This window comes from Blastococcus sp. SYSU DS0616, assembly GCF_054051015.1.
This window is the reverse complement of sequence record NZ_JBJHAJ010000021.1, coordinates 28,895-47,156: the sequence shown is the minus strand read 5'-3', so window position 1 is coordinate 47,156 and position 18,262 is coordinate 28,895. Positions and strand designations below refer to the sequence as shown.

General features: G+C 75.2%; 19 protein-coding genes. 4 read left to right on the top strand and 15 right to left on the bottom strand.

What is annotated here, in order from left to right; all coding sequences use genetic code 11:
- Nucleotide 1: 1 nt before the first annotated feature.
- Complete coding sequence (gene guaB / locus ACI79K_RS15475) at nt 2-1,516, bottom strand: IMP dehydrogenase (protein ID WP_456600106.1); 1,515 nt, start codon at nt 1,514-1,516, stop codon at nt 2-4.
- A 137-nt stretch (nt 1,517-1,653) separates the two neighbouring features.
- Here guaB and ACI79K_RS15470 point away from each other — a divergent pair, with 137 nt between their 5' ends.
- Nucleotides 1,654-2,052: a DUF5319 family protein gene (locus ACI79K_RS15470; RefSeq protein WP_456590407.1), complete on the top strand. Its 399-nt coding sequence runs from the start codon at nt 1,654-1,656 to the stop codon at nt 2,050-2,052.
- A gap of 313 nt (nt 2,053-2,365) precedes the next feature.
- Here the strand turns inward: ACI79K_RS15470 and ACI79K_RS15465 are convergent, their stop codons facing one another.
- On the bottom strand, nt 2,366-3,076 hold the full coding sequence (locus ACI79K_RS15465; RefSeq protein ID WP_456590408.1) for a response regulator transcription factor: 711 nt from the start codon (nt 3,074-3,076) through the stop codon (nt 2,366-2,368).
- Nucleotides 3,077-3,438: 362 nt separating this feature from the next.
- On the opposite strand from ACI79K_RS15465, the gene ACI79K_RS15460 reads away from it, so the two are divergent.
- Entirely contained in the window at nt 3,439-3,738 is a 300-nt protein-coding gene (locus ACI79K_RS15460; protein ID WP_456597866.1) for a WhiB family transcriptional regulator, read from the top strand.
- A gap of 196 nt (nt 3,739-3,934) precedes the next feature.
- Here the strand turns inward: ACI79K_RS15460 and groL are convergent, their stop codons facing one another.
- Together groL and groES are read right to left on the bottom strand one after the other, a co-directional pair.
- Nucleotides 3,935-5,578: a chaperonin GroEL gene (gene groL, locus ACI79K_RS15455; protein WP_456590410.1), complete on the bottom strand. Its 1,644-nt coding sequence runs from the start codon at nt 5,576-5,578 to the stop codon at nt 3,935-3,937.
- A 148-nt stretch (nt 5,579-5,726) separates the two neighbouring features.
- Nucleotides 5,727-6,035 (bottom strand): co-chaperone GroES, encoded by a 309-nt coding sequence (groES, locus tag ACI79K_RS15450; RefSeq protein WP_014377938.1) that lies wholly within the window; start codon nt 6,033-6,035, stop codon nt 5,727-5,729.
- Nucleotides 6,036-6,231: 196 nt separating this feature from the next.
- Between groES and ACI79K_RS15445 the strand changes: the two genes are divergently transcribed.
- Nucleotides 6,232-7,467 (top strand): THUMP-like domain-containing protein, encoded by a 1,236-nt coding sequence (locus ACI79K_RS15445; RefSeq protein WP_456600105.1) that lies wholly within the window; start codon nt 6,232-6,234, stop codon nt 7,465-7,467.
- Between the two features lie 67 nt (nt 7,468-7,534).
- Here ACI79K_RS15445 and tsaD read toward each other — a convergent pair whose 3' ends face one another.
- The 4 genes from tsaD to ACI79K_RS15425 all read right to left on the bottom strand — a co-directional run bounded on the left by tsaD (nt 7,535) and on the right by ACI79K_RS15425 (nt 10,258).
- Complete coding sequence (gene tsaD / locus ACI79K_RS15440; RefSeq protein ID WP_456600104.1) at nt 7,535-8,569, bottom strand: tRNA (adenosine(37)-N6)-threonylcarbamoyltransferase complex transferase subunit TsaD; 1,035 nt, start codon at nt 8,567-8,569, stop codon at nt 7,535-7,537.
- Nucleotides 8,570-8,636: 67 nt separating this feature from the next.
- Nucleotides 8,637-9,092: a ribosomal protein S18-alanine N-acetyltransferase gene (gene rimI, locus ACI79K_RS15435; RefSeq protein ID WP_456600103.1), complete on the bottom strand. Its 456-nt coding sequence runs from the start codon at nt 9,090-9,092 to the stop codon at nt 8,637-8,639.
- Nucleotides 9,089-9,727, bottom strand: a complete 639-nt coding sequence (gene tsaB / locus ACI79K_RS15430) for a tRNA (adenosine(37)-N6)-threonylcarbamoyltransferase complex dimerization subunit type 1 TsaB (protein ID WP_456590414.1) — start codon at nt 9,725-9,727, stop codon at nt 9,089-9,091. The genes rimI and tsaB overlap by 4 nt, the downstream gene beginning before the upstream one ends.
- Nucleotides 9,728-9,733: 6 nt before the next feature.
- The gene (locus ACI79K_RS15425; protein WP_456600102.1) at nt 9,734-10,258 is read right to left on the bottom strand and encodes a GNAT family N-acetyltransferase; all 525 of its coding nucleotides are present in this window, start codon (nt 10,256-10,258) and stop codon (nt 9,734-9,736) included.
- 261 nt (nt 10,259-10,519) lie between these two features.
- On the opposite strand from ACI79K_RS15425, the gene ACI79K_RS15420 reads away from it, so the two are divergent.
- Nucleotides 10,520-10,936, top strand: coding sequence for a hypothetical protein (locus tag ACI79K_RS15420; RefSeq protein ID WP_456600101.1), 417 nt, complete (start codon nt 10,520-10,522; stop codon nt 10,934-10,936).
- A 15-nt stretch (nt 10,937-10,951) separates the two neighbouring features.
- Here ACI79K_RS15420 and tsaE read toward each other — a convergent pair whose 3' ends face one another.
- The 7 genes from tsaE to glmS form a co-directional block, all read right to left on the bottom strand.
- The gene (tsaE, locus tag ACI79K_RS15415; RefSeq protein ID WP_456600100.1) at nt 10,952-11,404 is read right to left on the bottom strand and encodes a tRNA (adenosine(37)-N6)-threonylcarbamoyltransferase complex ATPase subunit type 1 TsaE; all 453 of its coding nucleotides are present in this window, start codon (nt 11,402-11,404) and stop codon (nt 10,952-10,954) included.
- A complete protein-coding gene (locus ACI79K_RS15410; RefSeq protein ID WP_456590418.1) occupies nt 11,401-12,039 on the bottom strand; it encodes a uracil-DNA glycosylase in 639 nt (212 codons plus the stop codon). The genes tsaE and ACI79K_RS15410 overlap by 4 nt, the downstream gene beginning before the upstream one ends.
- Nucleotides 12,040-12,083: 44 nt before the next feature.
- A complete protein-coding gene (locus ACI79K_RS15405; RefSeq protein ID WP_456600099.1) occupies nt 12,084-13,289 on the bottom strand; it encodes an alpha/beta fold hydrolase in 1,206 nt (401 codons plus the stop codon).
- Nucleotides 13,289-14,425, bottom strand: a complete 1,137-nt coding sequence (alr, locus tag ACI79K_RS15400) for an alanine racemase (RefSeq protein WP_456590420.1) — start codon at nt 14,423-14,425, stop codon at nt 13,289-13,291. The genes ACI79K_RS15405 and alr overlap by 1 nt, the downstream gene beginning before the upstream one ends.
- Nucleotides 14,422-15,888 carry an NAD(P)H-hydrate dehydratase gene (locus ACI79K_RS15395; RefSeq protein ID WP_456600098.1) on the bottom strand — a complete coding sequence of 489 codons (1,467 nt, stop codon included), beginning with the start codon at nt 15,886-15,888 and terminating at the stop codon, nt 14,422-14,424. Before ACI79K_RS15395 ends, alr begins: the two co-directional genes overlap by 4 nt.
- Nucleotides 15,885-16,271, bottom strand: coding sequence for a holo-ACP synthase (locus ACI79K_RS15390; protein ID WP_456590422.1), 387 nt, complete (start codon nt 16,269-16,271; stop codon nt 15,885-15,887). Before ACI79K_RS15390 ends, ACI79K_RS15395 begins: the two co-directional genes overlap by 4 nt.
- A 78-nt stretch (nt 16,272-16,349) precedes the next feature.
- Entirely contained in the window at nt 16,350-18,227 is a 1,878-nt protein-coding gene (gene glmS / locus ACI79K_RS15385; RefSeq protein WP_456590423.1) for a glutamine--fructose-6-phosphate transaminase (isomerizing), read from the bottom strand.
- Nucleotides 18,228-18,262 lie beyond the last annotated feature (35 nt).

Below are 18,262 nucleotides of genomic sequence, written 5' to 3'. Positions count from 1 at the left end.
GTCAGCGCCCCCGGTAGTTGGGGGCTTCGACGGTCATCTGGATGTCGTGGGGGTGGCTCTCCACCAGGCCCGCGGAGGTGATGCGGGTCAGCTGCCCGCGCTCCTTGAGGTCGGCGATGGTGGCCGCTCCGGCGTAGCCCATGGAGGCCTGCAGGCCACCCACGAGCTGGTGCGCCACGCCGGCCAGCGCGCCGCGGTAGGGCACCTGGCCCTCGATGCCCTCCGGCACGAGCTTGTCGTCGGAGAGGACGTCGTCGGCGAAGTACCGGTCGCGGCTGAACGACTGGTTGCCGCGCTTCTGCATGGCGCCCAGGCTCCCCATGCCCCGGTAGGTCTTGTACTGCTTGCCGTTCATGAAGACCAGCTCGCCCGGTGCCTCCTCGACGCCGGCGAACAGACCACCGATCATCACCGTGTCGGCGCCGGCCACCAGGGCCTTGGCGATGTCGCCGGAGTACTGCAGCCCGCCGTCGGCGATGACCGGGACCCCCGCCGGGCCGGCGGCCAGCCACGCCTCGTAGATGGCGCTGATCTGCGGGACGCCGACGCCGGCGACCACGCGGGTGGTGCAGATCGAACCCGGTCCGACGCCGACCTTGACCGCGTCGACCCCGGCGTCGACCAGTGCCTGCGCACCGGCGCGGGTGGCGACGTTGCCGCCGACGACCTCCACCCCGGCATCGCCGCCGAACTCCTGCTTCACGCGGGCGACCATCTCCAGCACCGCGCGCTGATGGCCGTGCGCGGTGTCGACGACGAGCACGTCGACGCCGGCGTCGACCAGCAGGCCGGCCCGCTTGTAGGCGTCCTCGCCGACGCCCAGCGCCGCCCCGACGACCAGTCGCCCGTCGGCGTCCTTGGTGGAGTTCGGGAACTGGTCGCGCTTGACGAAGTCCTTCACGGTGATCAGCCCGCGCAGCCGGCCGGCGTCGTCGACCAGCGGCAGCTTCTCGATCTTGTGCTGGGAGAGCAGGCCCAGGGCGGTGTCCGGGTCGACCCCGACCGGCGCGGTGACCAGCGGCATCGGCGTCATGACGTCGCGCACGAGCCGGTTCATGTCGGTCTCGAAGCGCATGTCCCGGTTGGTGACGATCCCGAGCAGGACGCCGTCGGCGTCGACGACCGGCGCCCCGGAGATGCGGTAGCGCGCCGAGAGCGCGTCGACCTCGGCGAGCGTGTTGTCGGGCGAGCAGGTGACCGGGTTGGTGACCATGCCGGCCTCCGACCGCTTGACCAGGTCGACCTGGCCGGCCTGCTCCTCGGCGGAGACGTTGCGGTGCAGCACGCCCATGCCGCCGACCCGCGCCATGGCGATCGCCATGCGGGCCTCGGTGACGGTGTCCATCGCGCTGGACAGCAGCGGGACCGCCAGGGTGATGCGCCGGGTCACCCGGCTGCTGGTGTCCACCTCCGCCGGGACGACGTCGGACGCCCCGGGGATGAGCAGGACGTCGTCGTAGGTGAGACCGAGGCGGGCGAACTTCGCCGGCAGCTCGGGCACGGAGTCGGGCTGCATGTGCGCGGCCACCCTTCGGCGCGGATCGGGTCGGACACCGGTCGACACACCTCGCGGGCGCGCGGGACCTTGCCCTGATCGTAGGCGGCGGCACGGAGGAGGCGGTGCTCCGCCCGCTCGGCGGCTACCGTGTGACCGTGTCTTCGTTCGACGACGCCTTCGGGCCGGACTTCAGTTCCGCCGACGGCCCAGCCCCTCCGCCGCTCTCGATGGAGGAGCGGGCCGGGGTCCTCGACGACCTGGCCGAGCTCGAGGTCTTCCGCACCCTCTTGGAGCCGACCGGCATCAAGGGCATCGTGGTCGACTGCCCTGACTGCGAGGAGGAGCACCACGTCGACTGGGCGCTGATGCAGGCGAACCTGCGCCAGCTGCTGGACGAGGGGCAGACCGGCCGGCACGAGCCGCCGTTCGACCCGAACCCCGACGACTACGTCAGCTGGGACTACGCCAGCGGGTACGCCGACGGTGTCGCGGCGCTCGCCGAGCGGGACGAGCCCAGCGGCCGGCGCACCGGGCGCCACGCCCGCGACGACTAGAGCTGTGACACTGCGGTCCTCCGGACCGCACCGCGGCCACTTGCCGTCCCCCAGCTGGGCTGAGCGCGTCCGTCGCGCCTGCGCGGACCCTCCGGGCCCACTCGGCGCCACCACACCGCGGCCAGGTGCCGTCCCCCTGCCGAGCTGAGCGCGTCCGTCGCGCCTGCGCGGACCCTCCGGGCCCACTCGGCGCGACCACCCCGGGCCGGGCGCCGTTCCCCCGAGGGCGTGAATGCCTCCGTCGAGAACGCGTCGAGGGCCGCCTCCCGGTTCGGGAGACGGCCCTCAGCGCGTGCGTCGGTCGGGTGACCGCTCAGGTCATGATGCCGCGGCGGAAGCCGGTGGCCACCGCCTCGGCGCGGTCCTTGGCGCCCAGCTTCCGGAACAGCCGCCGGGCGTGGGTCTTGATGGTGTCCTCGGACAGGTAGAGCTCCCGGCCGATCTGGGCGTTGCTCTTGCCCTGGCTCATCCCGGTGAGCACCTGCATCTCGCGCATGGACAGCGCCACGGCCGGGGCGGCGTCACGCACCGTGGACCGCACCGTGGTGGGCGCGGAGCCGGCGAGCGGCGCCGCACCGCTCCACGCGGCCACGGAGGCCGTCGCCTGCTGCGGGATCCGTCCGTCGGCACGCAGCCCCACGCGGGAGAGCCCGAGCCCCATCTCGATCGGGGTGGCGTCCCAGCGCAGGTAGCCGCGGGCCCCGAAGGCCACGGCAGCCCGCACGCTGTCGGCGTCATCGGGAGCGCCGAGCACCAGCACCGGGAGCCCCGGGTGGGACCGGAGCGCCTGCGTGGCGGCGGACAGCCCGGTGTCCACGGCCCGCTGGGTGCCCACGACGAGCACGTCGGGGGTGCGGGTGGCGAGGCGGGCCATGAGCGACTGCGCGTCGCCGACCACCTCCACCCGGCCGACGAAGGGCAGGGCGACCAGCCGCGAGGCGACGTCGTCACGGACCCGCCGTCGCTCGTCGTACACCCACACGGTCGCGCCGTGCACGGGTGCGCGCATCCTGTCGTCGATCACGCCTGCTCCTCGCTCTCCCCGGCCGCGCGGCGGCCGGGTCCCCCCGCCGGCCGGGGAAGGCACCCGGCCGGGTGTCGCTCGGGTGGAGGGCCCACCGGGCCCCCCACCTCCGCGCTGGTCACGCGACCGGTCCGGGTTTCTCCCCCTCCCGGACGCCAGCGCGACCTGGAGCCACCTTGATCGACTCCCGACCGGGGGAACAGACGCCCTCACCCCCGGGGGTGAGCGCCGCACGCGGAGGTGACGCAGGGCGCACCTGGGAAAAGTTGCGAATCGGCTGTGTTTGGACGTGGGACGGCGAGGGCACCGGGCCCCTTGCAGCCGGACAGCCCCCTCCGGCTCAACCGAGTCCTGGAGGAGACATGGCCGACATCCGCAGACTCCCGACGCCCGTGGCCGAGGTCTGGGACTGGCAGCTGCACGGCGCCTGCCGTGGCGAGAACACGTCCCTCTTCTTCCACCCCGACGGCGAGCGGGGGCCGGCCCGGGCGCGACGGCAGTCAGCGGCGAAGGCCGTCTGTGCGCGCTGCCCGGTCGTCGACGCGTGCCTCAAGCACGCGCTGGCCGTCCGCGAGCCCTACGGGGTCTGGGGCGGGATGAGCGAGGAGGAGCGGGCCCGGCTGATCGCCACCGAGCCCGCCGCCGTGGCCGCGGGGGTGTAGCACCCCGCCACGAACGCCGAGAGGGCCCGGTCCAGGAAGTCCTGGACCGGGCCCTCTCGTGTACCCGGACGGCGCGAGCACCGTCCTGGCTCAGCCGGTGGGGTCCTGGCTCACGGTCGACGGGGAGCCAGGACCCCCGGCCCCGTCCAGAGGCTCGCCGCGAGCGTGCGAGCGGCGAGGAGGACGGGGCCCTTTCTCAGTGGCTGTGCCCGTGGCCGTGCGAGTGGCCGTGGGTGTGGTGCCCACCGCCGTCGTGGTCGTGCTCCTCCTCGGGAGCCTCGACGACGGCGGAGTCGGTCGTCAGGACCATCGCCGCGATCGAGACGGCGTTGCCCAGCGCGGCCTTGGTGACCTTCACCGGGTCGATGACCCCCTGCCCGGCCAGGTCGCCGTACTCACCGGTCGCGGCGTTGAAGCCGTTCCCGGTGCCGAGGTCGCGCACCTTGGCGACGACGACGCGGCCCTCGAACCCGGCGTTGTCGGCGATCTGCACCAGCGGGGCCTCCAGCGCGGTGCGGACGGCGCGCGCGCCGGTCAGCTCGTCGCCGGTCAGCTCGAGGGCGTCGATCGCGCTCGCGGCGTGCACCAGCGCCGAGCCACCGCCGGGGATCACACCCTCTTCCACCGCCGCGCGGGTGGCGGCGATGGCGTCCTCGATGCGGTGCTTGCGCTCCTTGAGCTCCACCTCGGTGGCCGCGCCGACCCGGATGACGCCGATGCCGCCGGCCAGCTTGGCCAGCCGCTCCTGCAGCTTCTCGCGGTCCCAGTCGGAGTCGGTCGCGTCGATCTCGCGGCGGATCTGCGCGACGCGGTCGCCGATGGTCTCCGACGTGCCGCCGCCGTCGACGATGGTCGTCGCGTCCTTGGTCACGGTGACCCGGCGCGCGGTGCCGAGCACCTCCAGGCCCACCTGGTCGAGCTTGAGGCCGACGTCCTCGCTGACCACCTGACCGCCGGTGACGACGGCGAGGTCGGTCATGAACGCCGTGCGCCGGTCGCCGAAGTAGGGCGACTTCACGGCGACGACCTTGATGGTCTTGCGGATCGAGTTGACGACCAGCGTGGACAGCGCCTCGCCCTCGACGTCCTCGGCGACGATGAGCAGCGGGCGGCCGCCGGTCGACAGCACCTTCTCCAGCAGCGGCAGCAGGTCGGCCAGAGCACTGATCTTGCCGCTGACCAGCAGCACGAGGGCGTCCTCGAGGACGGCCTCCATGGCCTCGGGGTCGGTGACGAAGTACGGCGAGAGGTAGCCCTTGTCGAACTGGACGCCCTCGGTGACGTCGAGCTCGGTGTCCAGGGTGTTGCTCTCCTCGACGGTGATGACGCCGTCCTTGCCGACGCGCTCCATCGCCTCGCCGATCAGCTCGCCGACCTCGGCGTCCTGGGCGGAGATGGTGGCGACACCCGCGATCGCGTCGCGCTTCTCGACCGGGATGGCGGCGGCGTCGAGCGCGGCGTGCACGGCGTCGACCGCGGCACGCATACCGCGGCCCAGCGCCATCGGGTTGGCTCCGGCGGCGACGTTGCGCATGCCCTCGTGCACCAGCGCCTGGGCGAGCACGGTGGCGGTGGTGGTGCCGTCGCCGGCGACGTCGTTGGTCTTGGTCGCGACGCTCTTCGCCAGCTGGGCGCCGAGGTTCTCGTACGGGTCCTCGAGCTCCACCTCGCGGGCGATGGTGACGCCGTCGTTGGTGATGGTGGGAGCGCCGAACTTCTTGTCGATGACGACGTTGCGGCCACGCGGGCCGATCGTCACCTTCACGGCGTCGGCGAGCTTGTCGACACCGCGCTCGAGGGCGCGGCGCGCATCCTCGTTGAACTTGATGATCTTGGCCATGGGCCCTTCCGATCAGGGAGTGCTGGGCGAAGACGACCGCCCCGGGACCCGGTGTTCGGGTCGCCGGGGCGGACGCAACGTGCTGGAACGGCCCCCTCGCAGGGCCCCGCGGCGAGCGGAGCGAGGCGTGGGGGGCGAGGGGGTCCTTCTACTTCTCCACGACGGCGAGCAGGTCGCGGGCGGAGAGCACGAGGTACTCCTCGCCGGCGTACTTGACCTCGGTGCCGCCGTACTTCGAGTAGATGACCACGTCGCCGACGTTCACGTCGAGCGGAACGCGGTTGCCGTTGTCGTCGATGCGGCCGGGGCCGACGGCGACGACGGTGCCCTCCTGGGGCTTCTCCTTGGCGGTGTCCGGGATGACCAGACCGGACGCGGTGGTGGTCTCGGCCTCGTTGGCCTGGACCACGACGCGGTCCTCCAGCGGCTTGATGCTGACCTTGGTAGCGGTCGTCACGTCGGTGACGCCCCCTTCGGTGTAGGACGGCAGGGATGTTCGATGCTGTGGCACGGGGTCCGGGCACCCGCCGTCGCGGGGGTCGGGCGCCAGCCCGTGTCGTCTGGCACTCTACCCAGGAGAGTGCCAGCCGCTCAACCCGGTCGCCGAGGTGGGTGACGTGGGGGCTGACCAGCCCGTGCGCCACCCTGTGCAGGTGGACCGGCCGACCGACGAGCAGACCGTCGAGACCGTGCGCCAGCTGCGCGCGCTGGTGACCCCGGAGGGCGCCAGGGCGCTGTCGCGCGCGGCGACGTTGCTGGACGAGGGGACCGATGCGGTCACCGCGCTGACGCGGCTGCGCGCCGAGGTGGGCACCGACCTCGCCGGGCCGGCGTGGGGCATCGCCCGGCAGCGACAGAAGGCGCGGCCGACGTTCGGGGCCGACGCGGACCAGATGCTGTTCACCGGCGACACCCTCGAGCAGGCAGGACGTCCGGAGCTCGCCGCCCGGCGCGCGGCCCGCCTGCTGGCCGGAGGGGCCGACTCCGTCGCCGACCTCGGGTGCGCCGCCGGCACCGACACGATCGCCCTCGCCCGCGCGGGCGCTCGGGTGCTCGCCGTCGACGTCGACCCGGTGGCGCGCGAGCTCACCGCCCTGAACGCCGAGGCGCTCGGCGTCGACGACGACGTCTGGGTGGTCGCCGGCGACGCGGTGGAGCTGGTGGCGGCCGCCCGTGGTGGGGAGGTGGCCGGGTGCGGGGCCGCCGTCCTGGACCCGGCCCGGCGGGCGGGTGGGCGGCGGCTGCTGGACCCCGACCGCTGGTCCCCGCCGTGGTCGACCGTCGTCCAGCTGCTGGACCGGGTGCCCACCTCGGTGGTGAAGGTGGCCCCCGGGCTCGACCACGAGCGGGTGCCCGACGGGGTCGAGGCCGAATGGGTGTCGGTCGGCGGTTCGATCGTCGAGGCGCTGCTGTGGGGCCGCGGGCTGTCGACGACGTGGCGTCGCGCCACCCTGCTGCGCGACGACGAGGTGCACGAGCTGACCGCGGACGCCGACCCCGGCCCCGCGCCGGCCGGCCCGGTGCGCGGCTGGCTGCACGAGCCCGACCCCGCCGTCATCCGCTCCGGCCTGGTGTCGCTCGTCGCCGCCGACCTCGGCGCGAGCCTGGTCGACCCGACGATCGCCTACCTGACCTCCGACACCCGCGCGGACTCCCCCTGGGTCAGCTCCTACCGGGTCGACGAGGTGCTGCCGTTCAACCTGAAGAAGCTGAAGGCGCTGCTGCGGGAGCGCGGGGTGGGCCGGGTCGTGGTGAAGAAGCGTGGCTCGGCGATCGAGCCGGAGACCCTGGCCCGCCAGCTGCGCACCGACGCCCCCGGCACCGCGACCGTCGTCGTCACCCGCGTCGCCGGCGCCCCGACCGCGCTGGTCTGCGACGTCACCACCTGACCAGCCGTCGGCCCCGACCATGGGCCCGCCCCGAGCCTGCGAGGGGCGGGGAGGGCGGAGTCGTCTCTCAGCGGCTGACGACGTCGATCGGCAGGGAGCTGTCCGCCCCGAGGTCCGGAGCGGACGGCGCCACCCCGGCGGCGACCAGCCGCGAACCGAGCGCCGCCACCATCGCGCCGTTGTCGGTGCAGAGCTTCGGGCTCGGCACCCGCAGCACGATGCCCGCCTTCGCGCACCGTTCCTCGGCCAGCGCGCGCAGCCGCGAGTTGGCTGCCACTCCCCCGCCCAGCACGAGGTGGTCGACGCCGTGGTCGCGGCAGGCGCGCACGGCCTTGGCGGTGAGCACGTCGGCGACCGCCTCCTGGAACGAGGCGGCCACGTCGGCCACCGGCACCGGCTCCCCGGCGCGCTCCCGGGCCTCGATCCACCGGGCGACGGCGGTCTTCAGCCCGGAGAAGGAGAAGTCGTAGGCCGGGTCGCGCGGACCGGTGAGCCCGCGCGGGAACGCGATGGCGTGCGGATCCCCCTCGCGCGCGGCCTTGTCGATCGGCGGGCCGCCCGGGAACGGCAGCCCAAGCACGCGGGCGACCTTGTCGAACGCCTCCCCGGCCGCGTCGTCGATGGTGCGCCCCAGCGACTGCACCTCCTGCGCCAGGTCGGGCACCAGGAGCAGCGAGCTGTGGCCGCCGGAGACGAGCATCGCGATCGACGGCTCGGCGAGCGGCCCGTGCTGGAGCTCGTCGACGGCGACGTGCGCGGCCAGGTGGTTGACCCCGTAGAGCGGCTTCCCCAGCGCCAGTGCGTACGCCTTCGCGGCCGCGACCCCGACCAGCAGCGCGCCGGTCAGGCCGGGACCCGAGGTCACCGCCACCGCATCGACGTCGGAGGCCCGGATGCCTGCGTCGGCCAGCGCCCGGTGCACCGTCGGCACCATCGCCTCCAGGTGCGCGCGGGAGGCGATCTCCGGGACGACGCCGCCGAAGCGTTCGTGCTCGGCCATCGAGGTGGCCAGCGCATCGGCGAGCAGGGTGTGCCCGCGGACGATGCCCACGCCGGTCTCGTCGCACGAGGTCTCGAACCCGATGACCAGCGGCTCGCTCACGGCGTCCCTCCGTCACATGTCGCTCCCGCGGGGCGCTCCGCTCCTCGCTCGTTCCTCGCTGCGATGCTCACGCCCCTGTCCGCTCCCGCTTCATCACCACGGCGTCCGTGCCGCTCGGTTGGTAGTAGCCGCGCCGCCGGCCGATCTCGGCGAACCCGCGCCGCCGGTAGAGCCCCTGCGCCGTCTCGTTGTCCGCCCGCACCTCGAGCAGCACCACCGGTGCGCCGCGCCGGTCGGCCTCGGCCAGCAGCGCGTCGAGCAGCCGGGCGCCGATCCCCTCGCCCTGCCGGGCGCCGGTGACTCCGATCGTGGCGACGTGCGCCTCGTCGTCGTAGGCGATCAGCCCGGCGTAGCCGACGACCGCCCCCTCGTCCTCGGCCACCAGGTAGTGCCGGGTGTCGGTGCGCGCCAGCTCGTCCCGGTACATGGCGACCGTCCACGTGTCGGGGGCGAAGAGCTCCTCCTCCAGCTCCATCACCGCGGGCAGGTCGGCCAGCCGCATCGGGCGCAGCCGGACGGTCACTTCTGCGACACCGCCTTGATCGAGCTGGGCGGGACGGCGTCGGGGCGGCGCAGGTACAGCGGCACCAGCGGCGCGGCGGACGACGGGTCGGCCAGCTGTGCCGCCGCGGCGCGCAGCAGCCCCGCCGTCGTCACCTCCGCCGGTTGCACGTCGGCACCGAGCCGCTCGGCGAACGCCGGGTCACCGACGAACGGCCCGGTCCGGCCGAGCTCCTCGGGGCGCTCGACGCCCGGGCCGTCGACCCGCCGGTCCTGGTCGTCGTAGGCGGCCCAGTAGACCTCCTTGCGGCGGGCGTCGGTGACCACCGTGCGGGCGCCCGAGCCGACGGCGTCCAGCGAGCAGACCCCCACGACCGGCAGGCCGCGCGCGTCCGCGATCGCCGCCGCGGTGACGATGCCGACCCGCAGACCGGTGAACGGCCCGGGGCCGAGCCCGGTGACGACCGCCTCGACGTCGCCCAGCGCGACACCGGCGTCGGCGAGCACGCCCTCGATCGCCGGGGTCAGCAGCTCGGCGTGCTTCGTGCCCGACGGGACGGCGCGCTCGGCGAGCACCTCCGTGCCGCCGTCAGGGGTCCACCGCGCGAGCCCGGCGACGAGCGTCGGGGTGGCGGTGTCGAGCGCGAGGACCAGCACGACCGCTCAGCGTAGGCGAGTGCCGGCGGCCACCTCGTAGACGATCTCGAGACCGTCCTCCTCGTCGACCTGCTCCCCGACGGCGACGAACCCCTCGCCGAGCACCAGGTCCCGCGAGGCGGTGTTCGCCGGGGCCACCGACGCGCGAACCGTGGTCACCGCCGGCTCGTCGGCCGCCCACGCCAGCAGCGCCCGCAGCGCCGCCCGCGCGTACCCCTGCCGCCGGTGCTCCGGATCGATCGAGTAGCCGACCTCCACCATGCCGGAGGCGTCCGGCGGCCCGTGGAAGCCGGCCCGGCCCACGGTCAGCTCCCGCCCCGGATCGCGGACCACCCGGGTGATCCAGCGGGCGCTGCCCGGGTCGGCCACCACCTGCTCGGCCCGGACCCTCCACACCCAGCGGCACTCCCGCCCGGCGAGGTAGGGGCTCAGGGGCACCGGCGCCGCCGCCTCGGCCGCGGCCAGGTCCCCGTCGGCGAGCGCACGCAGCGCGGTCGGGCCGAGGGCGATGAGCTCCACCCGGCGGTCCACGGGCGGCAGGCTAGCCGTGAGCCGTTGCCCCCGTCACCGGCCGGGCGCTACGGTCGCCGACGTGACTGCCGGGTCGGCCTCGAGCCACGAGCGAGTCAGGGTCCCGGCCCGCCGGTGACCGCCGGGTGGCCGCGAGGGCCGCCCTGCCGAGCACCGCCGTGACGCCGTGCTCCCCGCCGTGGCCCTGCCCGGCCCATTCCCCGTCGTCCCCGTGCGTCTGCCGGACGACGCCCCTCGCCGTACCCCCCTCTGGAGCTCCCCATGCCCAGCGCCACCGCCCTGCACCACCTGATCGTCCTGGTCGAGGACCGCGACGCCGCCGTCTCCTGGATCGTCGAGCTGCTCGACCTCCGCACCCCCTGGGACAACGGGTTCTTCCGGTCCGTGCAGCTCGACGACCAGCTAGTGCTCAACTTCGCCGCCGCTCCGGCCCCGGTCGAGCCGCAGCACTACGCGTTCCTCGTGACCGACGAGCGCTTCGACGTCATCAAGGCTCGGTTCGACGCCGACGGGACGCCGTACCAGGCGGACCCGCCGGGGCGCCGTCCCGGCCAGGTCGGGGAGGTCAACCCCGACGGCAGCGGCCGGCGGCTGTACTTCCGCGGTCCCAGCGGGCACCTGCTGGAGGTGCTGACCGCCCGGTACACCGACGTCCCGGACGCCTCGGCGGCGGGCTGAGGGGGCGGCCGGGTCTCAGCCCCCGTCGAGCCGGGCCGCCCACCCCGGGCCGTGGGGCACGAGCATCGCGGTGCGGACGTCGTCGTCGCGCCGGTCCAGCCGCACCTCCAGGTGCTCGTCGGCCAGCTGCTCGACCAGCCCCTGCCCCCACTCGACGACCGTGACCGACTCCTCGGTGGAGGCGTCGAGGTCGAGGTCGTCGACGTCGGCGTGCCCGCCGAGCCGGTAGGCGTCCACGTGCACCAGCGGGATCCGCCCGCCGCGGTGCACCCGGGCGATGACGAACGTGGGCGAGGTGACCGGTTCCCGGACGCCGAGCCCGGCACCGATGCCCTGGGTGAGCGCCGTCTTGCCCGCGCCGAGCGGGCCGACCAGCACCAGCAGGTCGCCGGGGCGTGCGAGGGCGGCCAGCGCCTCGCCCAGGGCGTGGGTGTCGGCGAGCTCCGGCAGCACGTGCTCGCGCCTCACGCGACCTCCTCCAGCGCCCCGGCGACGGCGGTCAGGTCAGCCAGCAGCCCGGCGCGGGGGGCACCGTTCGGGCCGAACCGGATGGCGGCCGACGGGTGGTAGGTGGCCCAGACGGCGCGGCCGTCGACGTCGTGCGGGCGGCCGCGGACCGCCGCGAGCACCGTGCGCGGGCCGAGGAACCACTTGGCCGAGGAGAGCCCGAGCGCGACGACGACGGGCGTGTCGAGGAGCTCGAGCTGACGGCGGAGCCACCCGCTGCACCGCGCCACCTCGGCAGCCTTCGGTGTGCGGTTGGCCGGCGGCCGGCACTTCACGATGTTGAGCACGGCGGCCTCGGCCCGCGACAGCCCGGCCTCGGCCAGCAGCTGGTCCAGCAAGGCCCCCGACTTCCCGACGAACGGCCGGCCGGTCTCGTCCTCGGTCGCGCCCGGCGCCTCGCCGACCAGCACGAACCTGGGCCGACCGCCGCGCGGGAGGTCCCCGACGACGACGTGCTGCCGGGCCGCGGCCAGCTCGGGGCACGCCACGCAGGAGCGGGCCACGTCCGCGAGGGCCGCCCAGTCCGCGGCCGCTGCCGCGGTGCGGGCGACCTCGTCGGCGGCGGCGTCGAGCCGGGGCGGACGGAGGGCGGCCACCCCCGCACCCTAACCGCGCCGGCAGGCCCGCTCCGGGGGCCGGGTCAGCTCGTCGCGCCCACGCCGAGCCCGGCGGCCACGCGCCGGAGCAGCCCGGCGATCGCCCGGCTCACCTGGTCGGGCTCCTCCAGGGGGACCATGTGACCGGCCCCGGGGACGACGACGTAGTCGACGGCGTTCTCCCCCGTCGCGTCGAGCCGCTCCACGATGAGGTCGCTGTGCTCCTTGGGGATCATCCTGTCCCGGTCCCCGGTGAGCACCAGGGTCGGCACCCGGCGCAGCGGCTCCAGGCGACCGGTCTCGTCCAGGCCGGCGAGCGCCGGGTAGAACTCCGCGATGACGTCGACCGGGGTGCCGGCGATCATCGCGTCGACGTAGCGCACCAGCGCGGGCTCGACGTCGGACGAGCCGAACGAGAGCGCCCGGGTCGCCGCCGAGACGAGGTCGGCGGCCACCCGACGGGTGCGCTCGGCGAAGGCCGGCCGGCGGCGCATCGTCCAGGCGGCGACCGGCAGCACCGCGGCCCGCATCCGGGTGAGCATCTCGGGCAGACCGAAGCTGAGGTCGGCGAGGTTGCCGCTCGAGGTGGAGACGAGTGCGACGCCGCGCACCCGGCTGCCGAACAGGTCCGGTCGCGTCGCGGCCAGGCCCATGATCGTCATCCCGCCCATGGAGTGACCGACGAGGACGACCGGTCCACGCGCCACCCGGGCGTCCAGGACCGCCACGAGGTCGGCCGCCAGCTGCTCGATGGTGGAGTGCTCGGCCGGGCCCCGGCCGGAGGAGCCGTGGCCGCGCTGGTCGTAGAAGACGAGCCGGGCCTGCGGTCGGTGCCCGTTCCCGGTGGCCAGCTCCGCGGCGAGGGTGCGTCGCTGGAACGCCCACGACGCCATCGAGAGCGTGTAGCCGTGCACGAAGACGACGGTCAGGGGTGCGTCGCGGGGCCCGATCTCCTCCACGGAGAGGAGCACGCCGTCGTCGGCGCGCACCAGTGCGGTGCGGTCGGCCGGGCGGGCGTCGGCGCCGAGCGGGTCGGCCTGCCGCAGCCGGCGCTCGGCCCGCGCGGCCGAGAGCTCGGCGGCGGGGCCGAGCTCGGCAGCGCGCACGCGGCGGGCCGCGACCCGGCTGAGCGCCACGCCGGCCGCGGTGCCGGCGGCGGCCAGCCCGACGACGGCACCCAGCAGGCCGGCGGCGTGCGCCGTGGGGTGCTTGTGCGGGCGCCGGGCCGGCCGCGAGCGGTTCCGCGCCATCAGACCGCCCCCGCCGACCCGACGTAGCGGCGGGTGAACCGCCCGCCGATCCGGGTGACCAGCTCGTAGTGGATGGTGCCGACGGCGTCCGCCCACTGCTGGGCGGTCGGCTCTCCACCGTCCCCCGGCCCCCAGAGGACCACCTCGTCGCCGGCGGCGATCGTGTCGTCGCCGACGTCCAGGACGAACTGGTCCATGCACACCCGGCCGGCGATGGTCCGCTGCGTGCCCGCCGCCAGGACGGGGGCGCTGTTGCCAGCGGCCCGCGGCACCCCGTCGGCGTAGCCGACGGGCACCAGGGCCAGGGTGGTCTCGGCCGGGGTCGCGTAGGTGTGGCCGTAGGAGACCCCGGCCCCGGCTGCGACGCGCTTGGTGAGCGCCACGCGGGCCCGCACCGTCATCGCCGGCCGCAGGCCGTGGTCGGCGGCGTCCCCGCCGAGGGGGTCCAGCCCGTAGACGGCGACGCCCGGGCGCACCATGTCGTACCAGGTCCCCGGCAGGGCGACCGTCGCCGCCGAGTTGGCCAGGTGCCGGCGGGCGTCGGTGAGCCCGGCTGCCCGGGCCACCGCGACCGCCTCCTCGAAGACCCGCACCTGCGCGCCGATGGTGGGGTGCGTGGGCGCGTCGGCGTAGGCCAGGTGGCTCCACAGCCCCACGACCACGACGTCGCCGTCGGCCTGCGCGCGGGCGGCCGCGGCCACGAGCGCCGGCCACTCGGCCACCGGGGCGCCCTCCCGGGAGAGCCCGGTGTCGACGAACAGGTGCAGCCGCGCGGTCCGGCCGGTCGCCCGGGCGGCGGCGACGACCTCGGCGAGGCCCCACGCGGCGTTGACCGACACCTCGACGTCCGCGGTCAGCGCAGCGGCGACGTCGGCACCCGGGCCGTTGAGCCAGGCCAGCACCGGCGCGGTGATGCCCGCCGCCCGCAGGGCCAGCGCCTCGCTGATCACCGCCACGCCCAGCTGGTCGGCACCGCCGGCGAGCGCGGCCCGCGCCGAGGGGACGAGACCGTGCCCGTACCCGTCGGCCTTGACGACCGCCATCAGCGGGCGGCCCACCCGTTCGCGCAGCACCGCGGTGTTCCGGGCGATCGCGTCGAGGTCGACGACCACCTCCGCACCGGTTCCGTTCGTCACGCCTCCGAGTCTGGCAGGCCGGCCGGCGAGGTCCCACGGACCCGGCTGATCGCCTCGGGGAGGTGTCGCACGACGTCGCCCGCGAGGAACGGGCCGCCGGCCGCGGCGACCTGCCCGGCCCGCCCGTGGACGTGCGCGGCCACCGCCGCCGCCTCGGCCGCGGACAGACCCGCCGCCAGCAGTGCGCCGGCGATGCCCGAGAGCACGTCGCCGGTGCCCGCGGTGGCCAGCCACGGGGTGCCGGTGCCGTTGACGAACGCGGTGCCCTCCGGATCGGCGACCACGGTGGCGTCGCCCTTCAGCAGGACGACCGCCCCCAGGTCGGCCGCCAGCCGGCGGGTGGCCCCGAGGCGGTCGTCCCCGGGCTCGGCACCGAAGCGGGCGAACTCCCGGTCGTGCGGGGTGAGCACGGTGGCGGCCGCCCGGCGGCGCACGAGCTCGGGCTCGCGGGCGAGCAGGGTCAGCCCGTCGGCGTCGACGAGCACGGGCAGATCGGTGGCGAGCACCTCGGCGAGCACGCTCCGGGCGTCGTCGCCGGTGCCCAGGCCCGGCCCGACCACCCACGCCTGCACGCGGCCGGCGTCCCCCGGCCGGCCGTCGGTGACGATCGCCTCCGGCCACGCGGCCCGCACGCCGTCGGCCGCCGTCCCGGCGTAGCGCACCAGCCCGGGACGGGTCCGCAGCGCCGCACCGGTGCAGAGCACCCCGGCCCCGGGATAGGCGGCCGAGCCGGCGACCACGCCGACGACCCCCTGCGAGTACTTGTCGTCGTCGGCGTCGGGCAGCGGCAGCCGGGCGGCGACGTCGGCGTCGGTCAGCTGGCGGGCGGTCGGTGCCGGCAGGTGCGGCCCGAGCCCGATGTCGACCAGGTGCACCTGCCCGGCGCAGCCGCGGCCGGCCCCGGTGACCAGGCCCGGTTTGACCGCCCCGAAGGTGACGGTGTGGGTCGCCGGGAAGGCAGCGCCCGGCACGGCACCGGTGTCGGCGTCCACGCCGCTGGGCAGGTCGACCGCCACCATGTGCGCCGGCCCAGCGGCGGCCCGCTCGACGAGTGCGGCGGCCGGCTGCCGCAACCCGCCCGTGCCGCCCAGGCCGACGATGCCGTCGAGCACCAGGTCGGCGCGGTCGAGCAGCGGACCGGCCGACCCGGCGTCGACGGTGCGGCCACCGGCCCGGCGGAAGGCGGCGAGGCCGGCCGGGTGCGTGCGGTCGGGAGCCAGCAGGACGGCGGTTACCCGGGCGCCACGGGCAGCGAGCCGGGCGCCGGCGAAGAGGGCGTCGCCGCCGTTGTTCCCCGCGCCCACCAGCAGGGCCACCCGGGCGCCGTACGGGCGGGCGAGCAGCCGCAGGCACACGGTGGCCAGCCCGGCAGCCGCCCGCTGCATGAGGGCGCCGTCCGGGAGGGCGGCCAGCAACGGGGCCTCGGCCGCCCGCACCTCCGCGGCGGTGTGCAGGTCGATCATGTGGCCTCCCGGGTCAGGCCCTCGGCGACGACCACCGCGGAGGCGATGCCGCCGTCGTGGCTCAGCGAGACGTGCCACGACGTGACGCCCAGCTGCGCGGCCCGCCCGGCCACCGAGCCGCGGACGGCCAGCTGCGGGCGCCCGTGCTCGCCGACGGTCACCTCGGCGTCGTGCCAGCGCAGGTCACCGGGCGCGCCGAGGGCCTTGGCGAGCGCCTCCTTGGCGGCGAACCGGGCGGCCAGTGACTCCCCGGTCCGCGGGGCCCCGGAGGGGGTGCGCTGCTCCTCGGCGGTGAACAGCCGGTCGCGCAGCCCCGGCGTGCGGGTGAGCGACTGCGCGAAGCGCTCGACCGGCACGACGTCGATCCCCACCCCGATGATCACCGAGGCGACCGGATGGAACGGCCTCGATGCAGGGGCCCGCGGCGAGCGGAGCGAGTCGTGGGGGGCATCGAGGTCCTTCTACTCGACGGTGACGCTCTTGGCCAGGTTGCGCGGCTGGTCGACGTCGTACCCACGGGTGTCGGCGATCTCGCAGGCGAGCACCTGCAGCGGCACGGTCGTCACCACGGGGGCCATGAGGGTCGGCGTGCGCGGCACCCGGATCAGGTGGTCGGCGAACGGCACCACGTCGTCGTCGCCGTCCTCGGCGATCACGATCGTGCGCGCCCCGCGGGCTCGGACCTCCTGGATGTTGGACACGACCTTGCCGTGCACCGAGTTGCGGCTGCGCGGCGAGGGCACCACGACGACGACCGGGGTGCCCTGGTCGACGACGGCGATCGGCCCGTGCTTCAGCTCGCCCGCGGCGAAGCCCTCGGCGTGGATGTAGGCCAGCTCCTTGAGCTTGAGCGCGCCCTCCAGCGCCACGGGGAACCCCACGTGCCGGCCGAGGAACAGGATGGTGCCCGCGTCGGCGAGCGACCGGCCCAGCGCGCGCACCGGCTCCATCTGCTCCAGCACCTTCTCGACGGCGTCGGGCAGCTGCCGCAGGTCCTCGACGATCGCGGCGATCTCGTCCTCGTACTTGACCCCGCGCACCTGGGCCAGGAAGAGCCCGACGAGGTAGCAGGCGACGACCTGGGCGAGGAACGCCTTGGTCGATGCGACGGCGATCTCGGGGCCGGCGTGGGTGTACAGGACGGCGTCGGACTCCCGGGGGATGGTCGAGCCGTTGGCGTTGCAGATGGCGAGCACGCGGGCCTTCTGCTCCTTGGCGTGCCGCAGCGCCATGAGGGTGTCCATCGTCTCGCCGGACTGGCTGATGACGATGACCAGCGTGGAGCGGTCGAGCACCGGGTCGCGGTAGCGGAACTCGCTGGCGACCTCCACCTCGACCGGGATGCGGGTCCAGTGCTCGATGGCGTACTTGGCGATCAGGCCCGCGTGGTAGCTCGTGCCGCAGGAGACGACGAAGATCTTGTCGATGTCGCGGAGCTCCTGGTCCGACAGCCGGACCTCGTCGAGAACCAGCTCGCCGTTCTCGCCCAGCCGGCCCAGCAGGGTGTCGGCGATCGCCTGCGGCTGCTCGGCGATCTCCTTGAGCATGAACCAGTCGTAGCCGCCCTTCTCGGCGGCGGCGGCGTCCCAGTCGACCGTGTAGGCCGTGGGCTCGGCCGGCGCCCCGTCGAAGCCGGTCACCGTGAGCCCGCGGGTGCGGTCGATCTCGACCACCTGGTCCTGGCCGAGCTCCCGGGCCTCCTTGGTGTGCCCGATGAACGCCGCGACGTCGGAGCCCAGGAAGTACTCGGCCACGCCGTCGGCCGTCTCCCCGATGCCGACCACGAGCGGGCTGCTGCGCCGGGCGGCGACGAGGGTGTCGGGCTCGGCGACGTGGGTGGCGACGAGGGTGAACGCGCCCTCCAGCCGCCGGCAGACCCCGCGCATCGCCTCGGCCAGCCGGCCCGGCCCCTCCGGGGTCGCCCCGTAGACGGCGGCGAGCAGGTGGGCCACCACCTCGGTGTCGGTCTCCGACGTGAACTCCACGCCGGCGGCCTCGCACTCGGCCCGCAGCGCCACGAAGTTCTCGATGATGCCGTTGTGGATCACCGCGACGGTCCCGTCACCGGAGACGTGCGGGTGGGCGTTCCGGTCGGTGGGGCCGCCGTGGGTCGCCCACCGGGTGTGCCCGATGCCGATCGTGGCGGCCGGCAGCGGCTCGTCGGCCAGCACCTTCTCCAGGTTGGCCAGCTTGCCGGCCTTCTTCGCCGTGCTCAGCTCACCGCCGGAGACCACGGCGATGCCCGCGGAGTCGTACCCGCGGTACTCGAGCCGGCGCAGCCCCTCCAGGACGACGTCCAGCGCGTCCTGAGGGCCGACGTATCCCACGATGCCGCACATTTCACCGAGAGTACCGGGGACCGTGGCCCGTTCGT